Below are 17,700 nucleotides of genomic sequence, written 5' to 3'. Positions count from 1 at the left end.
CCGGAACAGGTGCGCGATCAGCTCGCGGGGGTCATGGCCTGCGGCAGAAGATCGCCGGAGGTATAGGGGGTCACTTCGATATCGCTCGAGAAAACGATGGGCATCACGTATTGCACAAGCGGGATGACATAGCCTTCTTCCGCGATGTAGCGGGAGACGTCTTTGTAGCCTTGAATGCGCGCCGCCTCGTCCGGCTCGGAGAAGAGCGGAGCGATTTTGGTGACGAGGTCTTCGCTGTCCCAGACTGCGTGCGGCGAGGGGCCGAACATGGAGAAACCGGTCGAGGTCGACGGGTCGCCGATCGAGTTGCCCCAGTTGTAAAAGGCCGCAGGCGCCAATTGGTCCGTCGCGCGCAATTCGTAGTGTTTGGCGATCTCGTAGACTTCGATCTCGGCTTCGATCCCGACTTTGCGCCACATGCCGACGATGGCCTGAACCATCTCGTAATCTTTCGGCTTCAGGCCGCGCGTGGTCTGGATTGTGAACTTCACCGGATTGTCGGTCGAGTAGCCAGAGGCGGCGAGCAATTCTTTCGACTTTTCAGGGTCATATTCCACGACGATACTGTCGTCATAGGCGGCGTAGCCCGGAGCTTCGAGGGTCGAGAGCGGCACGCCATAGCCGCGCAGAAGGTGGTCGATGATCAGTTGTTTGTCGATCGCGTGATGGGCTGCGAGGCGCACGTTCTTGTCGAGCATTACGTCGATGTCGTTCAGGAAGATCATGCCGATATCGGTGATCGGAACGGCCTCGCCGGAAAGACCATCTTTCGCAATCAGGCGGTCATATTCTTCGTAGGGGATGTTGACGGTGACATCGGAGTTGCCGCTTTCGACCTCTGCGACGCGGGACGCAGCATCCGTTACGAATTTAATCGTGACCGTCTCAAAAGCCGGGGCGCCGCCCCAGTAGTCAGGGAAGGCCTTCAGGCGGACATAGGCGCCTTGTTCGAAGGCGTCGACCATGTAGGGGCCGGTGCCGACGGGAGCTTTCTCAAAGCCTTCTGCGCCGACTTCTTCGTAATAGGCTTTCGGAAGAACGAAGGCGGTGAGGAACGCCATCCATTTGAACAGGGCTGGTTCGAATTCGAGGACATCTGCGGTGATGACCTGACCGTCGACGGAGAAATTGCCGATCTTACCCCAGACGAATTGCATCGGGTTGCCGGTGTCAGGGTTCGCCGCGCGCTCCAGCGACCAGACGATGTCTTCGGGTGTCAGTTCCGTTCCGATGTGCCATTTCACGCCCTCGCGGACGGTCATGGTAATTTTCGTCTTGTCTTCGCTAAATCCCCATTCGGTCAGAAGGCCCGGACCGAAGGACAGGTCCGGATTTTGGGCGATGTAACGGTCGAACACCGACAGGTACACGGCCTGAAGCACAGGGTTCACAGCGGCTGGACCGGTGGTCGGATCCCAGCTTTGAACAGGAATGTTGTATGCGATGGTCAGGCTGTTGACGTCTTGCGCCATCACGTCGGCGCCCGACGCGAGGAGCGTCGTGAGGGCCACAGAGGCTCCCATAAAACCGCGTCGTGTCAGATGTCCGTTTGCAGTCATTGTGTGTCTCTCCTGTTGACGATTTTTGACCCGATTTATGATCAGGGACTTTGTTGTTATCTTGAGTGTTATTATTTCATATTTAAAGCATTAAGGTGGGTGGTGGACAAGAGTCCTGACCTTTCGCCTGTTATTTGATCATTTTGGCGGCAAAATGGCCGGCAGCAGCACCCGTGCCTGCACCAGGCCATGCGGCAGCGCCGATCAGGGACAGTCCTTGGATCGGGGAGCGACCGTCTGCGAATCCGAGCACAGGTCGGAAGAGGAAATTCTGGGTGAGATGATGCGACCCACAAACCTGATCCCCGCCCACGAGATTGGGGTTTTCCGCTTCGAGATCGAGGGGGGAAACGATGCGACGGGCGAGAATGCGCGCGCGCAGGCCTGGTGCGTGTTCTTCGATCAGGTCGAGAACGCGTTCGGCCATGGCTTCTTTCACATCCTCCCAATTTTTTTCGGAAATTTTACCTTTTGCATCCCCCTTGATCTGAGCGGGGACGACCCGTGCCTGCACCCAAAGGGTGTGTTTCCCCTCCGGTGCGCGGCTCGGGTCAAAAAGGGAGGGCTGCCCCACAACGAGAAGGGGGGACTCTGGGAGCAGCCCTGCGACCGCTTGTGCGTAGGTCGCAGCAGCGGCATCCATGGACCGGCCAATGTGCACGTAGGCAAAGCCTTCGAGGGCGTCATTGAGCCAGGGCACCGGGGCGTCGAGGGCAAGGTGCACCATCATCGTGCCCGGTGCGTGTCTGAATTTTTCGAGGCCCCGATCATATCGCGGGTGGCCTGACGTTCCGCCAATCAAGCGTAGCAGGTGCTTCGGCGCGAGCGAAGCCATAATGGTTGAGGCTTCAATCTTATTTCCATTCGCGACGACGCCAGTGACACGGCCTTCGCTATGCAGGATTTCGGTCACTTCGGTGTCGCACTCGATGCGTCCTCCGTGGGCTTCGATCAAGGAAACGAGCGCGCGAGTCACCACGTCCGCGCCGCCTTTGCCGATGACCATTCCCATCGCTTGTCCGGCCATGCCTTCGAGATAGGGAAAGATCGCGCCGCCCGCGATGTCCGGCGCAAAGTCGATGTGGAGGCCCCATGTGGAGAGGGCGGTGCGAAGACGTGGGTCTTCGAATGTGTCCTCAAGCCACGCCCGTGGTGTCGAGAGCAGAAAGCGCGCAATCTCGAGCGATTTCGCGGTCCCAACGCGCCGCCATGTTTTCCAGAAGAATTTGAGCAGCGGACCTCGGCGCATCGGCGTGCCGAGAAGCCCGCCGATCACAGCGGCTTGCGCGGGAAACTCCGCGAGCATCTCTCTCCACGTCGCTTTGTCTGTGTCGGACGCGAATGTTGCAAGCGTCTCGTCGAGGTCTGTTGAAACCCCGACATAGTCGCCGGGTTCAAGCGCCTGTGCGAACGGGCGGGCGACCGGAACGAATTCCATGCCGTGTTCGGCCATCTCTGCGCCATGGGCGGCCATGAACGCAGATCCGGCAAACATCGAAAGGTTCATCGCGGCAACATCATGCCGGAAGCCGGGAAGGGTGAGTTCCTCGGTGCGCACGGCGCCACCGGGGGTCAGGCCACGTTCAAGAATGCGCACCTTTTTTCCGCGCAGGGACAGTTCCGCAGCTGCAACGAGACCGTTGATGCCGGCACCGATCAGGAGAATCTCACCCATAGGTTTAGCCTGCAAAGCTTTTGATGGTGGCCAGAGCCCCATCAAGCCCATCGCCCTTTTCATCATCGAGGGCGGCGGTGCGGAGGCGGCGCATCCAGTCGGCTGCGTCCTGACGGCCTTTCAACAGGTCGAGCGCGCCCATAACGCGGGCAAATTTCGACAGGCCGCGTGTGTGCGTATCGGAATAGCCTTTGATCAGGCGGTAGTTCGCGAGCAATTCGGACGCGAGCGCCGGATCGGCGGACGCAACGGATTTAACTGCGGAGAACCATGCCTCGACATGGGCCATTTCACTTTCGTGACGCAGCAATTTGCGGCGTATCGGGCGCAGGGACGAGACGATCCAGAGCATCATGAAGCCTTTGAGACTGTCCGTGCGGATGCGACGGCCTTTGTCGAAATACTTGGTGTAGAGGTTCTCGAAGCTTTTGCGTTTTTGAACCCACTTGCCCAAGCCTCTTGGAAGCGTGGTGGTGAATTCTTCAAAGCGCGGGTGTAAGTATTCGGTCAACATCATCAGCTGATCGTCTTTTACAACGACTTCGTCTTTGACGCGCGCCATGCGAGAGGCGCGCGTTTTGATGTCTGCGACACGCAGAAGATCATCATAGCAGAGGGCGCGCGCGACATACTTTGCGGCGTTCACGCTCATGTCAAAGGGGGCGCTATCGAGGGCAACAAGCTCTTCGACCATGTCGAGGTATTGCGCGCCGTAGTCGATGTCCTGATAGTCGACGACTTTTTTGAGGCCGAGACCTGCCATCTCCTGTACTTCGCTCGGGAGGGCGGTGAGGCGCGTTTCAAGGGACGCCCACTTGCTTTTAAGCTTCTCGGGGATGTGAAGCAGAGCAACCGGCGGCGCCGGTGTTTCTTCGAAAACGGGCGCGGGCTTTGTGCCTTTGGCAATGTCATAGGCCTCGCCGAAGGCGCGCAGGCTTGCCTCGACACCACGGCCGGATTTGCGAATGACCTCTTCATAGCTCTCGCGCGAAAACGGCAGGGCACCGGAGCCCGCGAGTGAGCCGAGAAGAGAGGACGAAATCACGGAGCCAGCCTTTTTTGCGACGGTTTCCATGTCGAATGCAACCACGTGGTCCGCTGCAATGCCCATGGCCTCAAGCACCTCGGGGCCATTCGCGCGGCCATCGCCGGGGACGATTTTTTCGGAAACAGCCGGAATGCGGTGGGTCGATGCGATGAGTGTCGTGCGCCCGGGGGTCACGAACCCGCGCATGATCGCGCGACCGCCTTCCATGAGCTCTGACGCCATCAGAATGTCAACGTCGCCAACGGCAGGTGACAGGGCGAAAACCGGTTGGCGACCCGTGTCGCGGCACATCTCGATGTAGTAGATCGTTGCGCCTGTCCTCTGGGCAACGCCTGCAACCGAGGTCGATTGAGCGTTGTATCCGTTGGACTCGGCGACATCGACGATCCAGTTTGTAAGAACGCCGCCACCTTGGCCACCCACAGCGAGGGCGGCGAGGGTGATAACCTTTTCCCCGTCAGGACCGGGAGAGCGGCGGGCAATAATCGGTTTGGCTTGCATGTTCATTGATTTTGTTCCTCGTATCCGGCTGCATCAGGCAAAGGCCACGCGTTTCGCGTCGCGGCGTGTTTGCAGCCAGGAGATGACTTTAGAAGCCCGTTTGGCGCGGCGTTTTTCGATCGAGGTCGGGTTGCTCACCACTTCGGCCTGATAGAAAGATGGGCAAAGCACGGCAGCATCCGCAACCTCGCCACAGTTGCCGCAGCCGACGCAGGTCTGGTCGATGGCAGCCACCGGGTCGTCGCGCAATGGATCGCCGGTGTCCTTTACAGACAGGGACGGGCAACCGGAGAGGCGCATACAGGCGTGATCCCCCGTGCAGACATCTTCGTCCACGCCAAAACGGGGTTTGACGACGCGCAGCCCTTCTTTTGCGGCTTTGGCCATCTCCGGTTTCACGCGGCGTTGTTTGTTGAGCATGCACTCGGACGAGGCAACGATGACCTTTGGCCCTTCCTCTTCCGTTGTCAGAGCTTCTTTGAGCGTGTCGCGCATTTTGGTGACGTCATAGGTGCGATCAATCTGGCGCACCCATTTCACCCCCATGCCTTTGCAGGCATCGACGATGGAGTTCTGTGTCTGCTTCGTCTTGTTGAAGGCGCGAGACGACAAGATGTCCTGACCGCCTGTCGCCGAGGAATAGAAGTTGTCCACGATGACGATAACATTGTCGGATTTGTTGAACACCGCATTGCCGACAGAAGACGTCAGGCCGTTGTGCCAGAATCCGCCATCACCCACGAAGGAGATCGAGCGGCGGCCTTTCTTGTTTTCGTTATGAAACGCTGCAGCCGAGGCCGGCCCAAGGCCATAACCCATAGTCGTCGCGCCAAGGTTGAACGGCGGCATGATGGAGAAAAGGTGACAGCCGATGTCCGAAGAAATGTGGTGCTCACCAAGTTCCTCTTCCACAAGTTTTGTTGCGGCAAAGATCGGGCGTTCCGGGCAGCCGGTGCAGAATCCCGGCGGACGAGCCGGGAGTGTTTTGGACAGATCGGGGATCGCGACCGGCTCTTCGTTGCTTGCCACTTTTGCCACCGGAAGCATGCCGGGGGCGTATTGGTTGAAGAAATCGCCGAGGCTGTCGACCATAACCTGACCGGTGTATTCCCCGCCCATGGGCAGGATGCCCTTGCCTTCGAGCTTGACCGTTTTGCTGCCCTTGTAGAGCATGGTGGCGATCTGTTGCTCGATGTAATTCGGATGGCCTTCTTCGATCACCAGAACGGCGTCTTTGCCCTCGCAGAAGTCCATGATCTGATCGTCAACCAGCGGGTAGATGCAGTTGAGCACCAGCATATCGACGTCTGTGTCGCCATAGAGATCGGCAAGGTCCAGACGGTTGAGGGCGCGGATGACCGTATTATAGCTACCGCCTTGCAGGATCAGGCCGACCTTGGCGTCTTTCTTGCCGAAACGCTCGTTGATCTCGCGGTCCATAATGAACTTTTGCGCGGCGGGCAGGCGTTTGGTGAGCTTTTCTTCTTCGTGCAGATAGGTGGCCGGTGGCAGAACGATCCGGCTGAGATCGCGTTTCGGATTTTCGAGCGCATCGGAGACAGTGACCGCGGGACGCTTGTTGTCCTTGGCGGTGAAGTGGCCATGGACGTGGCAGGAACGAATGCCGACCTGCAACATCACAGGTGTATTGGACGCCTCGGAAAGCTCGAAACCATCGCCGACTGCCTTGGTGATACAAGGGAGGTTCGGGCGCGGATCGAGCATCCAAACCTGCGATTTCATTGCAAATGCATAGGTGCGTTCCTGCATGATCGAGGAGCCTTCGCCGAAATCCTCGCCGACGATGATCAGCGCACCACCGGTCACGCCTCCCGAGGCGAGGTTGGACAAAGCGTCCGAGGCGACGTTGGTGCCGACCACGGATTTATAGGTCACAGCACCCCGGATCGGATAATGAACCGAAGCCGCGAGCATGGCCGTGGCGGTTGCTTCGTTGGCGGAGGCTTCAAAATGTACGCCGAGTTCGCCGAGGATCTCCTGTGCATCGGCCAGAACGTCCATGAGGTGCGAAATCGGCGAGCCTTGATAGCCGCCGACATAGCCGACGCCGTTTTCCAATAGCGCCTTGGTGATGCCGAGAATGCCTTCGCCGGTGAAGACCTCCCCGTCGCCTTTTTTGAGTTTCTGGACTTCCTTGGCGAAGGATCTTTCAGCCATGGGTGGTCTCCTTGGTGCGTGTGTCTGTGCTTTGCACAGGTGTTTTCAGAAATCGTGGTGGCGGATGTCGTGGAGCACCCGCGACAACAAAAGATTGAGGGTTGCGCGCTCTTCGTCTGAGAGCGTGGCCAGCATCGTGTCGCGCATACGTTCCATCGCCGGCCAGGCAACGGCGTGGGCTGCCTCGCCGGCCTCGCTCAGGGTGATCTTGCGGATGCGGTTGTCTGTCGTGTCGGCCTCTCTACGGATAAGCCCGGCGGCTTCCATCGCGTCCAATGTGCGCGAAAGCGTCGATTGCTTGATCACCGTCAACACCGACAACTCGTTGATCGTGCAGGGGCCGCCTTCTGCCAAAACGGTCAGGGCGCGCATCTGGGCAACCGAGACGCCGACCTCTTTGAGCGTCGTTTCGACACCCTTGTTGTAGCGCGCCATGATGCGGTTCATCAGGTAGGGGGTGAAATCCTCAAGTTCTTCCGGATTGTCGATCATGCGCCCAGCTCCTTCGCGGTGAGGAAGCCTGACCCGCCAGAAAGGCCGGGGCCGGGGTGGGTCGAGGCGCCGATGTGGTAGAGGTTCTTGATGCCGGTGTCGTGACGTTTGCTGTTGGCAAAAGGACGCCAGAGGAAGAACTGTTCGAGATTACAGGCCCCGCCATACGGATCTCCGCCCACGAGGTTCATGTTGTAGCCTTCGAGATCTGCGGGAGAGATCGCGCGGCGGGTCACGATCTGGTCGCTGAAACCTTCGATGTGGTCGGCGAGAATGGCGTCGACCCGATCGGCGTAGGCCTCGCGCAATGCTTCGGTCCATTGCCCGTCTGCGGGTGCCTCGATTTCACCTTTGGCGTCGCCTTTGACGATGCGAGGCGCTTCAGGGAGTTGCAGCCAGAGGACGGATTGTTCGGCGGGCGCGCGGGTCGGGTCTGCAACCGAGGGTTGGCCAACGCAGATGGTCGGAACTTCGGGCAATAGGCCGCGCTCGGCTTCGTTCCCGGCTTTCGACACCCCGTCGAGGCCGGGTGTGATGTGCAGAAGCTGGACGGCGTCGAGGCCTTCGGTTTTCCATTTTACCGGACCGTCGAGCAAATAGTGCAGCTGAAAGTTGCCCTTGCCGTAACGGTATTTGCGCAGGTCGTCCTTGCGCTCCGGCGCAGGGGCGAGTTTCTCGTAGAGTTGGTTGGGCGTGGTCGAGGCCAAAACTTTGCCGGCTTTTACAACGTCGCCCGACGTAAGCTTCACGCCTGTCGCCACGCCGTTCGCGACGACAATCTCGGCAACTTCGGCCCCGGTCGTGACCGTGCCGCCGTGCTCTTCTATGATAGCGATCAGCCCGCGAACCAGATTGGTTGATCCGCCTTTGATGACAGGCGCCCCGGCGAGTTCAAGCGCAAAACCGATCACCTGACCCATCTGGCCGGAAAAGGCAGCTTCGGGGCCGAGCCCGGCGTGCAGGCACCAAGGCGCCCAAAGCGCGCGGTTCAGATCACTTTCAAACGAGGTTTCCAGCCAGCTGCGCATGGATTGAAGGGCACCCCCCATGGTCGCGGCCAACCCGTGAGGTTTGCGTTTCCAGGCTTCTTTGGCGAGCAGTTTGGCGGTGGACTTGGACCAAGGGTCGCCGCCCATCAGGCCGAACAGCAGTTCGGCGTCGGCGGCAAACGCGTCCAGATCGGCGGCAAGTTGGTCGCCATCCCCGGAATGAGAGGCATTGAACGCAGCAACATTTGTCGCGCGGTCCATCTTGTAGGTGAGCGCCCTGCCATCAGGGAGCAGGACGCCCGTGGGGGTGTCGGTGGCGCAGAATTCGACGCCGTGCTTTGCAAGGTCCTCGCCCAAGGCCCCATGCGCTGCTCCGGTCACCCAAAGCACGAAAGTGGTGGCGAGGGGGTCGTATGTGACTCCCTCGGCCAATGTTTCCGTCCGCATGCAGCCACCCGCGACCGTTTCGCGCTCAAAGAGTTCGACTTTCTTGCCGGATTTGGCGAGCATCGCGCCTGCGGTCAGTGCGTTGATGCCAGAGCCAATGATCGCAATATCGAGGGGGGACGGCATGGGGCGTGCTCCTTATTCGGCCACGAGTGCGAGGGCGCGGACCGGCGAACCGGTTCCGTTCTCGATCTTCAGCGGTGCGGTGATCAGGATCGCGCCTTTCGGCGGCAACTTGTCGAGGTTGGTGAGAGAGGCCAGACCGTAACGGTTGTTCTTGTGCAGCAGGTTGTGTGCCGGGTAGGGCGGCTCAAAGCCGCCGGCTGCACCGGCGTCTGTGCCCACGCATTGTGTGCCCCAGCCAAGCGCCTTTTTCTCCATCAGATACTCGATGCAATCAACGGACGGCCCCGGCGTGTGGGGGCCGGTCTCATCGGCATTAAGGAACTTGTCAGTGTCGTTGTTATATTGGTCCCAATCGGTGCGCATCAGCACCCATTCGCCTTCCTTGATCTCGCCGTGTTCTTTTTCCCACGCGATCAACAAGTCTTTCGTCAAAAGGAAATCCACATCGGCGGCCGCCTCTTTCGAGCAGTCGATAACATTGGCGGGGGCGACGAAATATTGCGGATCGATCGTGTCGACGGCGCCGTCCGGGTAATCCTTGCCCGTGATCCAGTGGTGCGGTGCATCGTAATGTGTGCCGGAATGTTCGCCGAGTTTGAGCCAGTTCCATGCCCAGAACGGACCACGGTCACCATATTCGGAGATTTTGTGGATTTCGATCGGCGGTGTGTCGTCGGCGATCTCTGGCGGCAGTTTCAAAAGTGGGGTGTTCGGTCCGAGAACGGCCGCGCAGTCGATCACTTTGATCGATCCTGTGAGCAGGCCGGAGGCGAGTTGGGCGAGTGCATCCGTATTGGTCATCATGTGCTCCCTGTTGTTTTGGATTGGTTGCTACTTTCCAACATATGCAATCGCATATATTTTTTTGCTTCAAGGCTAAAGATTAATGAAGGTGCCATTTTTCTGAATTTAAATGATAAAACATATGCAAATGCATAAAAATGGGGCGACAGCCTAACGAAATCGCTTCATATTTTCGAGTATTATGGGAAACACTGGCCCTAAAACTGATTCTTTCCATCTTTCATTTTGTGGGGCCGTGTTCGGGCATGTCTCTGGAGGCTGCACAAAATGCTTGAGGTTTAAAATATAATGTGCATTCTCGACCTTGCGCTTCGCGTCTTGTTGGGCGCTTTTGTTACGACCGAACCTCAAAGGGAGGAATTTCCATGGCCGATCAAGTCGTCCCCGTTGTCACTCGGGCCGAAGAGCTCGACGACTCCACGCTGCAATCTGGTGAATGCGTCCGTAAGTCCGGCGTCAGCCCGCAGCATACGCCCGCAACTAAAATCTGGTTCGGTCGCGTCTCCAACGAACCCGGACATCGCTCGCCCCCGCACCACCACGAAGAATGTGAAACCGGCGGCTATGTTCTCAAAGGCCACGGTCGTATCTATTTTGGCGAAGGCTATAAGGAGTATATCGACATGTTCGCCGGCGATTTCGTTTTCGTGCCGCCTTTCATGCCCCATGTCGAAGTGAACATGTCGACCACCGAAGAACTCGTTTGGTTGACCTGCCGGACCCCGGACAACCTTGTGACCAATCTGCCCGATGTGCCGGACGAGTCTCTCGAAGGCTATCGGCGGGCCTGATCGATGAAACTAGTTCGATATGGTGCGGTCGGCTCCGAGAAGCCCGGCTTGATCGATGGGGAAGGCGCGATCCGCGACCTCTCCGCTCATGTGTCGGACATCGATGGGGCCGCGTTGGCGCCTGAGATGCTCGAAACTCTGGCAAAGCTTGACGCCTCCAGCCTGCAAAAGGTTGAAGGCACCCCGAGGATTGGCGCGGCGATCGCGCGTCCCGGTAAATTCATCTGCGTTGGTCTGAACTATGCCGATCATGCGAAAGAAACAGGCAAGGAACCTCCGGCGGAGCCGATCCTGTTCATGAAGGCACCGAATGCCATTTGCGGTCCGAATGATAATGTCGAAATTCCCCGCGGTTCGACGAAAGCCGACTGGGAAGTCGAACTGGGCGTCGTCATCGGTTCGCGGGCGAAATATGTTTCCGAGGACGAAGCGCTCGAATACGTCGCGGGCTACGCATTGGTCAACGATGTCTCTGAGCGTGCTTTCCAGTCGGAGCGCGGCGGTCAGTGGACCAAAGGTAAATCGCATGACACCTTTGGCCCTGTTGGCCCTTGGGTCGCAACCAAGGACGAGATCGCAGACATATCGAACATGGATATGTGGCTCGATGTCGATGGTGAACGTCGGCAAACGGGCAATACCAAAACGATGATCTTCGGTGTGGCCGAGCTGGTGAGCTATATCTCACAGTTCATGACCCTCGAACCCGGCGATATCATCGCGACAGGTACGCCTCCGGGCGTCGGGCTGGGGATGAAGCCTCCGACCTTCCTGAAAGAAGGTCAGGTGGTGACACTCGGGGTGACTGGCCTTGGGGAGCAACGTCAGCGGATGGTGCAAGCATGAGTGTGGATTTTGAAAAAGCAAAGAAGGCGCTGTCGGATTTGACAGGCAAGACGGCGATTGTCACAGGTGCAGCGCGTGGGCAAGGTGCCGTTGAGGCCGAAATGCTTGCCGTGGCCGGGGCGTCGGTCCTTCTGTGCGATGTGCTCGTTCCCGAAGGTGAAGCGCTGGTTGAACGACTTGCCGCCGAAGGTCATAACGTCCGATTCCTGGCGTTGGATGTGACCTCGGAAGCTGGTTGGAGTGAGGCCTTTTCCCTGATCCGGAGCTGGACGGGGCGCCTCGACATCCTTGTGAACAACGCTGGTATCATCAATCGGAAAACCATTTCTGATATGTCCGTGGATGAATGGAAGAGAGTGGTTGAGGTCAATGCGACCGGCTGCTTCATCGGTGTCAAACTCGCGGCTGAGATGATGGCGACAACCGGCGGTGGTTCGATCGTCAACATTTCGTCGAACAGTGGTTTTTCCGGTCACTATGATCCGGCCTATACCGCTTCGAAATGGGCGGTGCGCGGGCTGACGCGTACTGCGGCGATGGAATTCGCGGATGCCGGTATTCGCGTAAATGCGATCTGCCCGGGATTGATCGTGACAGATCTCAACCGAAATTCGCCGCATCTTGGGCCGATGATCGGAATGACCCCGATGCAGAGGGCTGGCGAAGCTGACGAAGTGGCGCAGCTCGTGCTGTTCTTGGCGTCAGATGCCTCGGGTTTCATTACGGGAGAAGACTTTGTCATCGATGGCGGCTTCACCGCCGGTGCCGGCTATCGGCGCGTGGCGAAGGAAACCGGGATTCTCTGAGAGCTTCAGAGTTGAAAGGAAAAATAAAGATGCTCTACGCGCCGATCCGGTGGTCGTGGGGCATGCTTATGATCAGCGGTTTGGCAGCCCCGGCCAGTTACTTTTAGCCGCGTGGCTTCCAATTTCTGACAGGACATGCTCGGCATTTTTCCATGACCGATCCACGCCAGATCCGCTTTGACCTGACCCTGATCAAGGTTTTTCTAACCATCTGGGATGTGCGCAGCCTTACAGTCGCGGCGAGGCGACTGGGGGCTTACACAATCGGCGATCAGCCTGCCCTCGATGCGAATAGGAGACGCGTTTCACGTAGTCCTCACACCGTTTGCGGCAAGACGCGGGCGAGGCATTGATCTATGCACATGCCCGCTTCCAACGGTTGCAGAGCGTCTTGGGTGGTCCGTGTTCCTTCGGTGCATCGCACCAGCGCAAGCCGATTAATGGGGCTTAAGCCTAGGGCTTATGACGAATGTCGAGCATGATCGAAATGCCGCGCGCAGCGTCGGCCTCGGACACGTTCTCGAACATGCCGTCGATCCAGTTCAAATGCTCTGCGGTCATCTCATCCATCAAGCGTTTGCCTGCATCGGTGATCCGGACTAGAAACGCACGACGGTCGGTTTCCATGGTTTGACGCTCTGCAAGGCCTTCGCTCACGAGCCGATCAACCACGCCTGTGACATTGCCGTTTGAGACAACGAGATGTTGGGAGAGTTCGCTCATTTTCATGCCCTCGGGCGTCGCGTGCAGGGCGGCGAGGACGTCAAAGCGTGGAAGTGTTGTGTCGTAGCCTTCGCGCAACCGCTCGCGCAGCGTGGCCTCGACATGGCGCACAGCCTTGAGCATTTGCAGCCAAAGCCGAAGTCTCTGACGGGCGAGGCTTTCGTTCTCTACTTTATGGATGTCTTCCGTCGGCATATGGCCTCCACTCGATAAGCTGATTATTTGTTTCATATATCGACTTTTCAGATTGACCGTAAAGCGGAAGCTTGACTGTCATGAAAAATCCCCCGCGCTCTGGTGCGGGGGGGACTCCTGTTTATGGGACAACAGGAATTGGATTATGTAACCAATTCAGGCAGCTTTCGGGGTTTTCCGGAGGCATCTACGGCGACCAGTGTCACATTGGCACGCATTACCGGGCGCGCCTCTGTGTGAGGTTCGGCAGTGGCGGATAGAGACAATGTAAAGGAGCTGTTGCCGCGCCGCGTGAGCTCTGCATGCATGACAAATTCCTCTCCGGGCGCCAGAGGGCCGAGGAAATCCATCTCCTTTACAGACACGATCATCACGTCGCCTTCGGCGATTTTGCGGCCAGCAAGCCCGGCTGCGTGGTCGATCTGTGCCATGATCCAGCCGCCAAAGATGTAACCGCGCGGGGTCACCTGATCGTAGGGGGCGACGGTAATGAGAACGGGAGGCTGTTCAGGAGATTTGGGCGTGTCACTCATGCGGGATCACGGCGGTGGCTTCGATTTCCACCTTTGCTTCGTCTTCCATCAGGGCGACGACCTGTACAACGGCCATCGATGGGAAGTGTCGACCGATCACGTCGCGATAGGCGGCGCCGAAGGCGCGCAGGTTCGAAACGTATTCTTGTTTGTCGGTGATGTACCACGTCAGTCGCACGAGGTGTTCGGGCTTTGCGCCGGCCTCGGCGAGCACGGCGACGATGTTTTCGAGCGTTTGGCGGAATTGACCCACCATGTCCTCATGTTCCCATTTCTGCTCGGCGTTCCAGCCAACGAGGCCGCCGGTGAAGATCAGTCGGCCTTCGGCAAGCATACCGTTGGCGTAGCCTTTTGCCGGAACCCATCCGTCGGGCTGCAAAAACATGTGAGGAGTGAGAGCAGTCATGCGCGTGTCTTTCGTTCTTCTTGGGAGGTCATAAGATATTTTGTCATTTTTGCGCGGACGCTGTCGGACCAGGGCAGGGAGCGTCCTTTGGGCACGGTGGCCTGAACGATGGTCGCCCGACAGGTAAAGCGGAGTTCATCGCCCTCGGTACAGGCGATCACAAGCGTGGCGGAGGCGCGTCCGATCCGCTGAACGCGCAAGGCAAAGGAGAGCCAGTCGCCAAGCCGCGAGGGCGCAGAAAACCGCACCTGAATATCACCCATCGGCGTGCCGATGCCCTGTTGGATCAAGTGGTCCCAGCTGGCCCCGAGCGCATCCGCAAAAAAGCGTTCCTGCACGGCAGAGATCATTTCGAAATAACGTGGGTAGAAGACAATGCCTGCGGGATCGCAATGGTTGAATTCAACCTGTCGCTTGAGCGTAAAAACTTCGCTCATGTTTCACCTCCGGAAATCGAAATAGATTGTCCGGTGACCATATCGGAGCCCTCACCGCAGAGCCAGAGTACGGCGCGGGCGACGTCTTCGGGTGGCACGAGGCGGTGCATCGGGTTCGTGGCCTCCAGAGAGGCGCGCGCCTCTTCGGGCGTGCGGCCGGTTTTTTCGACGATATTGGCGATGGAGCGTTCCGTCATCTCGGTGTCGAGAAAGCCGGGGCAGATAGCGTTGACGGTGATGCCCTTGCGCACCAGCTCGAGGGCGAGGGATTTCACCATGCCGACGACACCGTGTTTGGCGGCCGCGTATGGCGCGACATAGGGGTAGCCCTTGATCCCGGCGGTGGAGGCGATGGCGATCAGACGGCCCCATGGCTTGCCATGGAGTGCTTTCACACCTTCGCGCAGCGTCAGAAATGTGCCGGTCAGGTTTATATTCATCATGCGCTCGAAAGCGGCCAGTTCGGTTTTCGCAAACGGTGCGCTTTCGGATGCGCCTGCGTTGGCGACGACGATGTCGGGGGAGCAGGTCGCAATGGCGTCAGAGATCGCCGTCTCATCTGTGATGTCGGCGACGACAGCGGTGATATTCGGATGGGTGGCTGCGACAGCCTCCAGAGGTGCGCGGCGGCGGCCACAAATCGTGACCTCCGCTCCTGCGTCCGCAAGCATGGTGGCGATGACGGCCCCGACCCCGGAGCCGCCGCCCGTCACAAAGGCTTTTTTGCCCGCGAGGCTCATGAAGCCATCGCTTTCGCGCGTTCGGCCAAGGTGTTGGCCTGACGACGACCGCCCTCATAGGGGGCAGGCCATGCCTGTTCCTCGTCGCCCAGCTCGACCGCGGCGTGCAGGGTCCAGTAGGGATCGGCGAGGTGCGGGCGGGCAAGAAGGACAAGGTCCGCGCGCCCGGCCATCAGGATCGAGTTGACGTGATCGGGCTCGTAAATATTGCCAGCGACCAGTGTCGGCACATCAACGTCCTGACGAATGCGGTCGGCGAAGGGCACCTGGAACATGCGGCCATAGACCGGCTGTTCGGCCTTGTCGGTTTGTCCCGACGAGGTGTTGATTGCATCGGCGCCGGCGGCTTTGAACAGGGCCGCAATCTCGACGGCTTCCTCGGGGGTGATGCCCGCATCGCCCATCCAGTCGTGCGCGGAGATGCGGACGGTCATCGGTTTCTCGGCAGGCCAAGCCGCCCGCATCGCGTGGAACACTTCGAGCGGGTAGCGCATCCGGTTCTCAAGGCTGCCGCCATACTCATCGTCGCGCGTGTTCGTCACCGGAGAAATGAATGAGGCCAGGAGGTAGCCGTGAGCAGCGTGCATTTCGATCATGTCGAACCCGGCTTTGGCGGCGGCCTGCACGGCGTCAATGAACTGGGCTTTGACCATGTCCATATCGGCGCGGTCCATCGCCTTGGGCACCACGTTGCCCTCCATCAGCGGGATGGCGGAGGCGGAGAGAAGCGGCCAGTTTTCGCCCTCGGGCAGGGGTTTGTCGATGCCGTCCCAAGCGAGACGGGTGGAGCCTTTGCGGCCCGCGTGGCCAATCTGGGCGCAGAGTTTCGCGGGGGTTTCCGCGTGGATGAAATCCACGAGACGCGACCATGCCGGGACATGTTCCTCGCCGATGCAGGGGCAGCCGGGGGTGATCCGGCCTTCCATCGAGACGCAGAGCATTTCGGTGAACACGAGCCCGGCACCGCCCTTGGCGCGTTCCGCGTAATGGATCAGGTGCCAGTCGGTCGGCATTCCGCCTTTGGCCTTATATTGCGCCATAGGGGAGACGACGACGCGGTTCACCAGTTCCATGTCGCGCAGTTTGAACGGCGCGAACATCGGGCGGCGGGTGGAATTGCTTCCGGCCTGTTTCTGGAACCACGCTTCGGCGGAGCCCAGCCATTCGGGATCGCGCAGACGCAGGTTTTCATGGCTGATCCGCTGAGACCGGGTCAGAAGCGCATAGTTGAATTGCATGAGGTCGAGAGAGAGATAGCGTTCGACCTCCTCGAACCATGCGGTGGAGTTGCGTGCGGCGGAGGTGACGCGGATCACCTGCAATTTACGCTCGTCCTGATAGCTTTGAAGGGCCTCCTGCACCGGTTTGCCGGAGCTCAACTCGTCGGCCAGCATGATCGCGCTTTCCATCCCGAGCTTTGAGCCCGAACCGATGGAGAAGTGCGCGGTGGCCGAGGCATCGCCCAGAAGAACGACGTTGTCGAAATACCAGTTTTCACAGGTGACGCGTGGGAATTGAATCCAAGCCGAACCGCGAATGTGGTTGGCGTTGGTCATCAAGGGATGGCCGCCGAGATGTTTCGCAAAGATTTTCTCGCAGAGCGCGATGCTGTCCTGCTGTGACAGCGTGTCGAACCCGAAAGCTTTGTAGGTCTCCGGTCCGCACTCCACGATAAAGGTCGCGGTGTCATCGTCGAACTGATAGGCATGCGCCCAGATCCAGCCGTGTTCGGTTTCTTCAAAGATAAAGGTGAACGCGTCGTCAAATTTCTGATGCGTGCCGAGCCAGACGAAGTGGTTCTTGCGCATGTCGATCTCGGGCTGGAACTTGTCCTCGTAGATGCTGCGGGTTTTGGAGTTGAGACCGTCTGCGGCCACCAAAAGATCGTGGGAGGCTTTCAACTCTTCGATGCGCTCCGGGGTGATGTCCGATTCAAAGGCCAGATTTACGCCCAGCTCGCGAGCGCGATCCTGCAGCAGAAGCAACATTTGTTTGCGGCCGATCCCGCAGAAGCCGTGACCGCCGGAGGTCATGGCCTCATTGCCGCGGACGACTTTGACGTCATCCCAATAGGCAAAGTGATCGCGGATCATCTTTTCGGAAACAGGATCGTTGTCCTCGAAATTCGACATGGTTTCGTCTGACAGCACAACGCCCCAGCCGAAGGTGTCATCGAATTTGTTGCGTTCATAGACGGTGACGTCGTGCGATGCGTCGCGGAGTTTCATCGAGATGGCGAAGTAGAGGCCGGAGGGGCCGCCGCCGAGAATGGCGATTTTCATGGCGCAAACTTTCCCTGTTTGATTTCGGTTAGATTATCTAATCTCACAAATACTTCAAGCATAAAATAAATTCCCTTTCCAGAAGTTTTTCACATTAACGCCTTTAAAAGAATGAAAAAATC

General features: G+C 58.6%; 16 protein-coding genes. 3 read left to right on the top strand and 13 right to left on the bottom strand.

The features are described from left to right. Positions 1 to 17: 17 nt before the first annotated feature. The 7 genes from ACYBHZ_RS11775 to ACYBHZ_RS11745 all read right to left on the bottom strand — a co-directional run bounded on the left by ACYBHZ_RS11775 (position 18) and on the right by ACYBHZ_RS11745 (position 9,819). Positions 18 to 1,559: an ABC transporter substrate-binding protein gene (locus ACYBHZ_RS11775; protein WP_460274476.1), complete on the bottom strand. Its 1,542-nt coding sequence runs from the start codon at positions 1,557 to 1,559 to the stop codon at positions 18 to 20. A 130-nt stretch (positions 1,560 to 1,689) separates the two neighbouring features. Then, positions 1,690 to 3,234 (bottom strand): phytoene desaturase family protein, encoded by a 1,545-nt coding sequence (locus tag ACYBHZ_RS11770; protein ID WP_460274475.1) that lies wholly within the window; start codon positions 3,232 to 3,234, stop codon positions 1,690 to 1,692. A 4-nt stretch (positions 3,235 to 3,238) separates the two neighbouring features. Then, positions 3,239 to 4,789, bottom strand: coding sequence for an indolepyruvate oxidoreductase subunit beta family protein (locus ACYBHZ_RS11765; RefSeq protein WP_460274474.1), 1,551 nt, complete (start codon positions 4,787 to 4,789; stop codon positions 3,239 to 3,241). 27 nt (positions 4,790 to 4,816) lie between these two features. Beyond that, positions 4,817 to 5,830, bottom strand: coding sequence for a thiamine pyrophosphate-dependent enzyme (locus ACYBHZ_RS11760; protein ID WP_460274502.1), 1,014 nt, complete (start codon positions 5,828 to 5,830; stop codon positions 4,817 to 4,819). Between the two features lie 1,176 nt (positions 5,831 to 7,006). Beyond that, positions 7,007 to 7,453 (bottom strand): MarR family winged helix-turn-helix transcriptional regulator, encoded by a 447-nt coding sequence (locus ACYBHZ_RS11755; RefSeq protein ID WP_460274473.1) that lies wholly within the window; start codon positions 7,451 to 7,453, stop codon positions 7,007 to 7,009. Continuing rightward, a complete protein-coding gene (locus ACYBHZ_RS11750; RefSeq protein WP_460274472.1) occupies positions 7,450 to 9,015 on the bottom strand; it encodes a phytoene desaturase family protein in 1,566 nt (521 codons plus the stop codon). The genes ACYBHZ_RS11755 and ACYBHZ_RS11750 overlap by 4 nt, the downstream gene beginning before the upstream one ends. A 12-nt stretch (positions 9,016 to 9,027) precedes the next feature. Further along, the gene (locus tag ACYBHZ_RS11745) at positions 9,028 to 9,819 is read right to left on the bottom strand and encodes a cyclase family protein (protein ID WP_460274471.1); all 792 of its coding nucleotides are present in this window, start codon (positions 9,817 to 9,819) and stop codon (positions 9,028 to 9,030) included. A gap of 365 nt (positions 9,820 to 10,184) precedes the next feature. Here ACYBHZ_RS11745 and ACYBHZ_RS11740 point away from each other — a divergent pair, with 365 nt between their 5' ends. From ACYBHZ_RS11740 to ACYBHZ_RS11730, 3 genes are read left to right on the top strand one after another with little or no spacing between them, the layout of a single operon-like run. After that, positions 10,185 to 10,610, top strand: a complete 426-nt coding sequence (locus ACYBHZ_RS11740; protein WP_460274470.1) for a cupin domain-containing protein — start codon at positions 10,185 to 10,187, stop codon at positions 10,608 to 10,610. A gap of 3 nt (positions 10,611 to 10,613) precedes the next feature. Then, positions 10,614 to 11,456, top strand: coding sequence for a fumarylacetoacetate hydrolase family protein (locus ACYBHZ_RS11735; RefSeq protein ID WP_460274469.1), 843 nt, complete (start codon positions 10,614 to 10,616; stop codon positions 11,454 to 11,456). Further along, the gene (locus ACYBHZ_RS11730) at positions 11,453 to 12,262 is read left to right on the top strand and encodes an SDR family NAD(P)-dependent oxidoreductase (RefSeq protein ID WP_460274468.1); all 810 of its coding nucleotides are present in this window, start codon (positions 11,453 to 11,455) and stop codon (positions 12,260 to 12,262) included. The genes ACYBHZ_RS11735 and ACYBHZ_RS11730 overlap by 4 nt, the downstream gene beginning before the upstream one ends. A gap of 453 nt (positions 12,263 to 12,715) precedes the next feature. Here the strand turns inward: ACYBHZ_RS11730 and ACYBHZ_RS11725 are convergent, their stop codons facing one another. The 6 genes from ACYBHZ_RS11725 to ACYBHZ_RS11700 form a co-directional block, all read right to left on the bottom strand. After that, positions 12,716 to 13,180 carry a MarR family winged helix-turn-helix transcriptional regulator gene (locus ACYBHZ_RS11725; protein ID WP_460274467.1) on the bottom strand — a complete coding sequence of 155 codons (465 nt, stop codon included), beginning with the start codon at positions 13,178 to 13,180 and terminating at the stop codon, positions 12,716 to 12,718. A gap of 143 nt (positions 13,181 to 13,323) precedes the next feature. Further along, positions 13,324 to 13,713 carry an acyl-CoA thioesterase gene (locus ACYBHZ_RS11720; protein ID WP_460274466.1) on the bottom strand — a complete coding sequence of 130 codons (390 nt, stop codon included), beginning with the start codon at positions 13,711 to 13,713 and terminating at the stop codon, positions 13,324 to 13,326. Further along, the gene (locus tag ACYBHZ_RS11715; RefSeq protein WP_460274465.1) at positions 13,706 to 14,119 is read right to left on the bottom strand and encodes a RidA family protein; all 414 of its coding nucleotides are present in this window, start codon (positions 14,117 to 14,119) and stop codon (positions 13,706 to 13,708) included. Before ACYBHZ_RS11715 ends, ACYBHZ_RS11720 begins: the two co-directional genes overlap by 8 nt. Next, positions 14,116 to 14,556, bottom strand: a complete 441-nt coding sequence (locus ACYBHZ_RS11710) for an acyl-CoA thioesterase (protein ID WP_460274464.1) — start codon at positions 14,554 to 14,556, stop codon at positions 14,116 to 14,118. The genes ACYBHZ_RS11715 and ACYBHZ_RS11710 overlap by 4 nt, the downstream gene beginning before the upstream one ends. Further along, positions 14,553 to 15,296 (bottom strand): SDR family NAD(P)-dependent oxidoreductase, encoded by a 744-nt coding sequence (locus ACYBHZ_RS11705; protein ID WP_460274463.1) that lies wholly within the window; start codon positions 15,294 to 15,296, stop codon positions 14,553 to 14,555. The genes ACYBHZ_RS11710 and ACYBHZ_RS11705 overlap by 4 nt, the downstream gene beginning before the upstream one ends. Continuing rightward, positions 15,293 to 17,578 carry a bifunctional salicylyl-CoA 5-hydroxylase/oxidoreductase gene (locus ACYBHZ_RS11700; protein ID WP_460274462.1) on the bottom strand — a complete coding sequence of 762 codons (2,286 nt, stop codon included), beginning with the start codon at positions 17,576 to 17,578 and terminating at the stop codon, positions 15,293 to 15,295. The genes ACYBHZ_RS11705 and ACYBHZ_RS11700 overlap by 4 nt, the downstream gene beginning before the upstream one ends. Positions 17,579 to 17,700 lie beyond the last annotated feature (122 nt).

Source organism: Celeribacter sp. ULVN23_4 (assembly GCF_054788345.1).
This window is presented reverse-complemented; position numbering and strand designations above follow the sequence as displayed.

Excerpts from the sequence above, each read along its gene's own strand:
- ACYBHZ_RS11775 (WP_460274476.1), bottom strand. The coding sequence starts at position 1,559 with ATGACTGCAAACGGACATCTGACACGACGCGGTTTTATGGGAGCCTCT.
- ACYBHZ_RS11770 (WP_460274475.1), bottom strand. The coding sequence starts at position 3,234 with ATGGGTGAGATTCTCCTGATCGGTGCCGGCATCAACGGTCTCGTTGCA.
- ACYBHZ_RS11765 (WP_460274474.1), bottom strand. The coding sequence starts at position 4,789 with ATGAACATGCAAGCCAAACCGATTATTGCCCGCCGCTCTCCCGGTCCT.
- ACYBHZ_RS11760 (WP_460274502.1), bottom strand. The coding sequence starts at position 5,830 with ATGCTTCCGGTGGCAAAAGTGGCAAGCAACGAAGAGCCGGTCGCGATC.
- ACYBHZ_RS11755 (WP_460274473.1), bottom strand. The coding sequence starts at position 7,453 with ATGATCGACAATCCGGAAGAACTTGAGGATTTCACCCCCTACCTGATG.
- ACYBHZ_RS11750 (WP_460274472.1), bottom strand. The coding sequence starts at position 9,015 with ATGCCGTCCCCCCTCGATATTGCGATCATTGGCTCTGGCATCAACGCA.
- ACYBHZ_RS11745 (WP_460274471.1), bottom strand. The coding sequence starts at position 9,819 with ATGATGACCAATACGGATGCACTCGCCCAACTCGCCTCCGGCCTGCTC.
- ACYBHZ_RS11740 (WP_460274470.1), top strand. The coding sequence starts at position 10,185 with ATGGCCGATCAAGTCGTCCCCGTTGTCACTCGGGCCGAAGAGCTCGAC.
- ACYBHZ_RS11735 (WP_460274469.1), top strand. The coding sequence starts at position 10,614 with ATGAAACTAGTTCGATATGGTGCGGTCGGCTCCGAGAAGCCCGGCTTG.
- ACYBHZ_RS11730 (WP_460274468.1), top strand. The coding sequence starts at position 11,453 with ATGAGTGTGGATTTTGAAAAAGCAAAGAAGGCGCTGTCGGATTTGACA.
- ACYBHZ_RS11725 (WP_460274467.1), bottom strand. The coding sequence starts at position 13,180 with ATGCCGACGGAAGACATCCATAAAGTAGAGAACGAAAGCCTCGCCCGT.
- ACYBHZ_RS11720 (WP_460274466.1), bottom strand. The coding sequence starts at position 13,713 with ATGAGTGACACGCCCAAATCTCCTGAACAGCCTCCCGTTCTCATTACC.
- ACYBHZ_RS11715 (WP_460274465.1), bottom strand. The coding sequence starts at position 14,119 with ATGACTGCTCTCACTCCTCACATGTTTTTGCAGCCCGACGGATGGGTT.
- ACYBHZ_RS11710 (WP_460274464.1), bottom strand. The coding sequence starts at position 14,556 with ATGAGCGAAGTTTTTACGCTCAAGCGACAGGTTGAATTCAACCATTGC.
- ACYBHZ_RS11705 (WP_460274463.1), bottom strand. The coding sequence starts at position 15,296 with ATGAGCCTCGCGGGCAAAAAAGCCTTTGTGACGGGCGGCGGCTCCGGG.
- ACYBHZ_RS11700 (WP_460274462.1), bottom strand. The coding sequence starts at position 17,578 with ATGAAAATCGCCATTCTCGGCGGCGGCCCCTCCGGCCTCTACTTCGCC.